6 protein-coding genes are annotated in these 5213 nt (G+C 45.4%); 2 read left to right on the top strand and 4 right to left on the bottom strand.

The window, feature by feature from the left end:
* Together EII32_RS10860 and EII32_RS10855 are read left to right on the top strand one after the other, a co-directional pair.
* Nucleotides 1–924: RHS repeat-associated core domain-containing protein (locus EII32_RS10860; protein ID WP_148096826.1), on the top strand; the 924-nt coding region annotated here is incomplete at its 5' end.
* Entirely contained in the window at nucleotides 921–1388 is a 468-nt protein-coding gene (locus tag EII32_RS10855; protein WP_125235416.1) for a hypothetical protein, read from the top strand. The genes EII32_RS10860 and EII32_RS10855, both read left to right, overlap by 4 nt.
* Before the next feature lie 333 nt (nucleotides 1389–1721).
* On the opposite strand, the gene EII32_RS12860 is transcribed toward EII32_RS10855, so the two are convergent.
* The 4 genes from EII32_RS12860 to EII32_RS12740 all read right to left on the bottom strand — a co-directional run bounded on the left by EII32_RS12860 (nucleotide 1722) and on the right by EII32_RS12740 (nucleotide 4458).
* The gene (locus tag EII32_RS12860) at nucleotides 1722–2102 is read right to left on the bottom strand and encodes a transposase family protein (RefSeq protein ID WP_125235415.1); all 381 of its coding nucleotides are present in this window, start codon (nucleotides 2100–2102) and stop codon (nucleotides 1722–1724) included.
* Between the two features lie 53 nt (nucleotides 2103–2155).
* Nucleotides 2156–2578: an HU family DNA-binding protein gene (locus tag EII32_RS10845; RefSeq protein WP_125235414.1), complete on the bottom strand. Its 423-nt coding sequence runs from the start codon at nucleotides 2576–2578 to the stop codon at nucleotides 2156–2158.
* A 148-nt stretch (nucleotides 2579–2726) separates the two neighbouring features.
* On the bottom strand, nucleotides 2727–4274 hold the full coding sequence (locus EII32_RS10840) for a hypothetical protein (protein WP_125235413.1): 1548 nt from the start codon (nucleotides 4272–4274) through the stop codon (nucleotides 2727–2729).
* 55 nt (nucleotides 4275–4329) lie between these two features.
* Nucleotides 4330–4458, bottom strand: a complete 129-nt coding sequence (locus EII32_RS12740) for a hypothetical protein (protein WP_255416464.1) — start codon at nucleotides 4456–4458, stop codon at nucleotides 4330–4332.
* Nucleotides 4459–5213 lie beyond the last annotated feature (755 nt).

The raw sequence follows: 5213 nt of genomic DNA, 5'->3' as shown, positions 1-5213 counted from the left end.
AATTTGGAGGAACGCAACGACTATTACCCTTTCGGTGGTTTGATGGGCAAGGGCTTGAACGGCGATTTCCAATCCTACAAATACAACGGCAAGGAACTCGAACGCCAAATCGGTCTCGACATTTACGACTACATGGCAAGACGCTACGATGCCGCCACCTGCCGCTTCACTACGATGGATCCGCTGTCGGAAAAGTACTACTCCACAAGTCCTTATGCTTATAGTGTGAATAATCCGATGCGGTTTGTTGATCCAGATGGTAGAAAAATTCGAGGAATAACAAAGCAAGATGCTAAAAAGTTTCGTGATGATATTTATATAGTATTGGCAGATGATAAATTTGCTAATGTTCGCACTTTAATAGATGTAACAGGAAAAACGTTTAGGAGTATTGATACAGGCCAATTAAGTTCAGCAATGGAAGGTATTACATTAACTGATGATGAAAGTGCATATATCACCATGATAACAAGTTCAATCAATTCAAAAGAAATTTACCAAGTTGAATATATTAGTGGGGAATACACTTCTTCGGAAGGAGCAGCAGCCTTTGTAAATCACATGAATAAAGAGCGTGGAAATAGTATGGGCAATAAAATGATAACTCCTGATGGTAATTTAAGTTCTGATTGGATTAGTAAAGCTGGCGAAGGCTTAAATATACCAACACTGGATGGTTCGCACTCTTTTATTGGCAGTAGTTTACAAGGAATGGAAAGGGCTGTAATTTCGGGACACGAAGTTTTTGGACACGGTATTCCCGCGGCTAAGAAATTAACACCGGTAGAAAATAATGCCAATGCAATTCGAACAGAAAACCTTATCCGAAGAATTTTAGGATTACCTCAAACAGACGGTCATAATCACGGCGGTTATAAAGATAGACACATAACTTATCCATATATTTTACCTATATTACAATGAAAAAAATAGCAACCATTTGTTTTACTTTTTGTATTACTTTCTTTTGTTATGCTCAAGATGATTGGAAAAAAGTATCTGACTCTTTGGCATTAGAAAGTCGAGTTAAAGCAGATATTGTATTATCTAAATTTGACACAATATCAGGAAAAAAAATATTATACTCTTTATTAGATAGAGATTATTATATTATTTTTCAACGCAACAACCATTACAAAGAATATTTTGTAGCAATAGATAGTATTTGTAATGTCTTGACCATTAAAGAGGTTGAAAATTATAAAGAAATTGAAAAGTTAAAAGCAAAAAAGTTTCTATCAAGAAGCAAAAGAAAATATTTAAAACGTCTACAAGAGGATAGACAGACAATAATTGATGCTTTTAATGTGAACCAATATAGTACGGAATTTATAACTTCTTCACCAAATGCTACTTATATTGCAGGGGTCCGTCTTATTTTGTTATGAAGGACGAAAATAACAAAAGATACGGAGAATGCATATTTTCCTCATTAACAGCTCCGTGTCCAATCAATCCAGATTTATGGCTTTACCTTATGAAGAAACTATTGAAATATTGATGAAAATACTATATATCCTGACGTGTGAGAATTAAAAAAACATGGTTTTGTGTGTTTTCGGTTTTTATTTGTATATTTGTCCTGTCTGTGGATTGTTCGCTCCTTTTATTATAACACAAAGGTAAGCAAAAGTCACGGCATGGCAAAGTTATTTGCAACTTTTATTGTAAAAACTCATACAGGATCGACGCATTACTTTTCCCCTCGCGCCTTTTCCCATTCAGCATCGAGGAGTTCTTTTAGGAAGTCTACTTCCCAGCCGGCCATCTTCCGCTTCATGGCTCAGACTGCCCTTGCGCAGGTTGTTTCGCAGTCGCATGAGTGCAAACTTGCTCACGAGCGAGAGGTTGCGGGCGGTATTGCGCGACTTGCGCTGCGAGTCCTCGTTGAACGTGACGTCCAGCTGCCAGTACAGGTTGTTCTCGATGCTACAATGCGTCCGGATGGCATGCTGGCAGGCGATGGCGTCGATTGTTATGATGCATTCCGAGAGGTCGAGACACTCGATGAGTCTTGGGATCGCCTTGATTTCGTTGCTTTTCTGCGCCACCGCCTCCTGCCCCGGACACACCCCGTTGGCTGCTGCCCACGCACTTACCATTTGCAGCGGCTCGAAGCCTAGTCAGCCCTGAGAACTCTCCCCACCAAGCATCATCAGGGATGTCCGTTGCCGGGTTTGGTGCCTTTATCGTCGGCCGACTTCACCTCAATGCCTTGCAAGAACTGCTTGCGGCGGGTGCGGTCGGTGGCCGTCCAGTGCGTTTCGGGCTGGAAGTTGATGCGGGCGCCCACGATGTTTTTCGCCGGGGTGAAATCTTTGATGCTGTCGGCAGGCAGGGGTTTCAAGCCCACCTTGAAGGAGCCGAAGTCGTCGAGCACCACGCGGTCGCCGTTTTTCAGGTGACGGCTCATCACGTTGACCAGCTCCTTGAGCACGGCATACACATCGGCTTGCTTGGCGGTGGTGTTGTCTTGTATTGCCTGACTGATTTCATCGAGGTGCACCACGTTGTCCACCACGGCACGAGCATACCATTTTCCTTTGTTTTTAGCATTTCTGCGGTTGTCTTGATGGATTTGTGTTTTACTGTCGTAACTTTTTGATTTTTAATGATTTATAAATATATTGTAAAGAAATGTTTTTTTTACAATAAAGAGATGGTCTCTTTACAATAAGGAGACCATCTCCTTATCAATAAGACGATATTTTTATGTTTGCAAGGGGCTACTCGAACGGCAGCACACGGAAACCGTTGTCGCGGAGGTAGTTGTTGTATACCTTCACGCTGCTCTGGTCGAAGTACAGGCTGTATGAGTTGTTGGTGGATTCCGGAACGGCATTGGACGACCAATAGCGACCGTATTTGCCGACATTCTTGAGACGCCCCAGACTGTAATACCCCAGGGCGGGCAGGTAGAAGTAGTTGCCTATTTCGGTAGCACCGGGGAGACCGGGGGTGAGGTTGTTGTTTTGGTAATCTATGGATGTGGTACGCATGTCTGTGGAACCGTCGGCTGATACGTCACTCCGGAAACCGGGGATGTGGGCTTTCTTCTTCACCCACATGCCGCCAATGTAGAGATGTCCCATGACGGTCCATAGTTCCTCGTTGTCCCAGCGGGGATCGCCCTGCATGGCGTACCAGGACAGTTCGTTGGCGTTGGGGCAGACGGTGCAGGAAACGGAGGCGTTGAACGGACCGACGCCCAGGTGGTACCAGCGGTTGTTCGGGTCGGTATAGTTCTGCGGGTAGTTGAGGTTGTACTGATCGTTTTCGGTGGGTTGCTCATTCTCGTATCCGTACCAGTAATGCTGCTGTGCGTCCCACATGTAGTACTTGCTGTCGTAGCTCCTGACGTCGAGATTTGCCTGCATGTCGTAGTAGTTGTTGGCAGCGTAGGTGAAGGAGGGGTAGTTCTTGGTGATGGCTCCCTCCATGTTGGTCACATAGTCTTTGATCCAATAGCGTACCTTGAGAGTGTGCGTGCCGGGGGCGATGACCATGTAGACCTTGAAGTCGTTGTACATTGGGAATCCTTCATCGTATGCCTGTGCCACCCTGGTGGTATGCGGCTTTGCACCGCCGTAGACTTCCTTGGTTTCGAGTGTGATCTGCTTGCTGCTGCCATCACCTATGAGTCCGCCGTGGGTAACGGTGTAGGTGCCGGCGATGTTGTTGTCGGCTGTCACCTGGATTTTGGTGAGGAGGCAGTTTTTAAGGGCTTGGTTTTCGGTGTGGATGTTGAACACCAGGTAGGCGGCCTTGTGGTCGAGGCGGAAGTGGAACTTGCCGTCACTACCTTTGGTGGCTGTGGCGATGCCGCAGTCGCCCGACCTGCCGAAGTGCCTGGTGTCATCGGGAACATCCTGCCTCTGTCCGGCAGCGATGGTTACCTGGTCTTGGTTGCCCGTCGTTCCGGGGTAGCACACGGTGTAGGTGTTGCTGGCGGTGTATTTGCCGGGCATCATGAACTTGAAATACGATACTTTGTCAGCGTTCACGGCGTTGCTGCTGACCCGCCACATGCCTTCGTCATCTTTGACGTAGATCTTGTCGCCCTCTTCCCAGAAGAACGCGCCGTCATCGTAGTTCATCGAGGTGCGCGTCTTGGCATTGCCGTTGTCGTAGGTGCCTGCCACGAATGTGGTCAGTTCATCGGTGTTGTCCGTCCCGCTGTTATTAACGGCGTTATCCTCGCTGGCACAGGACACGAGACCTGCCATCAGCAGCAGTGCTGCCAGCATGCGGTTATAAAATGATGTTGCTTTCATTTGTTGTCTTTTTCTTTTTTGATTCTTATTTTTACTTTTAGTGTCATAGATTAACTCATAAGTCTTCCTGTCCGGTTTTCTCAAACCCGTCCTCCTCATCGAAGAATCCGCCCTTGGCGGGGGTTGCATCGGGTCCGTTACCGTGGTGTCCCGGGTTGTGCTGTCCGGGGAATGAGGTCTCCATAATTTGGGCGGAGATCTCCATCCTGAAGATTCTGACGGCAGGTGCAATGTACGTCCGTTTCCTTTGTGTTGCTTGATTTTCTTTCATAACTTTATTTTTTTAATGAATAATATTTTTAATGAATAATAAATGTATGTGATATAGAAGTTTTATGCGAAAACAATGTAACAATTTACGTGGTTTTCTGTACGGAAAACCGTGCTTATTTCTTCTTTCTTCTTTATTTCCTTTTTGCACGGTAGGCAAAAGGACACGATGAGGCGGACAAGGGAAACTCTGTGGAGTCCTTTGTTTATCAGGGTTGTAGCGTGCTTCACGCACGCGTACGAGTGTGCGGAAAAAGGAAAGGTTCGCCAGATGTGCGTAGGCGTGGAGAGAAGCAAATTATTTGGAACTACCAAATAATCCGGCATCTTTTTTGTATAATCCGACAACTTTTTGCCATCGCCAAACGGTTGTTCTCCATCGTTCAACGAGTCCATACAGGAAAAACGTCTGTTTCCCTGCTCCCGATTCTCACCTTGTATGATATATATGTTCTCTCGTTGAATCGTCATTTGGGTGCAAAGATAGATGTTTTTCTTCTAATTGACAAATATTTAGGGGAAGATTAATCCAAATAGGTCATTAGAACCCTCAATGTAGAGTCCCGCAGAGTCAACCAGCAAGTGCAAAATTACAATATTTTTTTAAAGAACTCCTGTTTTGGTGTAGAAAAGTTTAATTTTTCCCTCGGTCTTTCGTTCAATTTCTTT

Source organism: Prevotella sp. OH937_COT-195 (assembly GCF_003932845.1).
GTDB lineage: Bacteria > Bacteroidota > Bacteroidia > Bacteroidales > Bacteroidaceae > Prevotella.
This window is presented reverse-complemented; position numbering and strand designations above follow the sequence as displayed.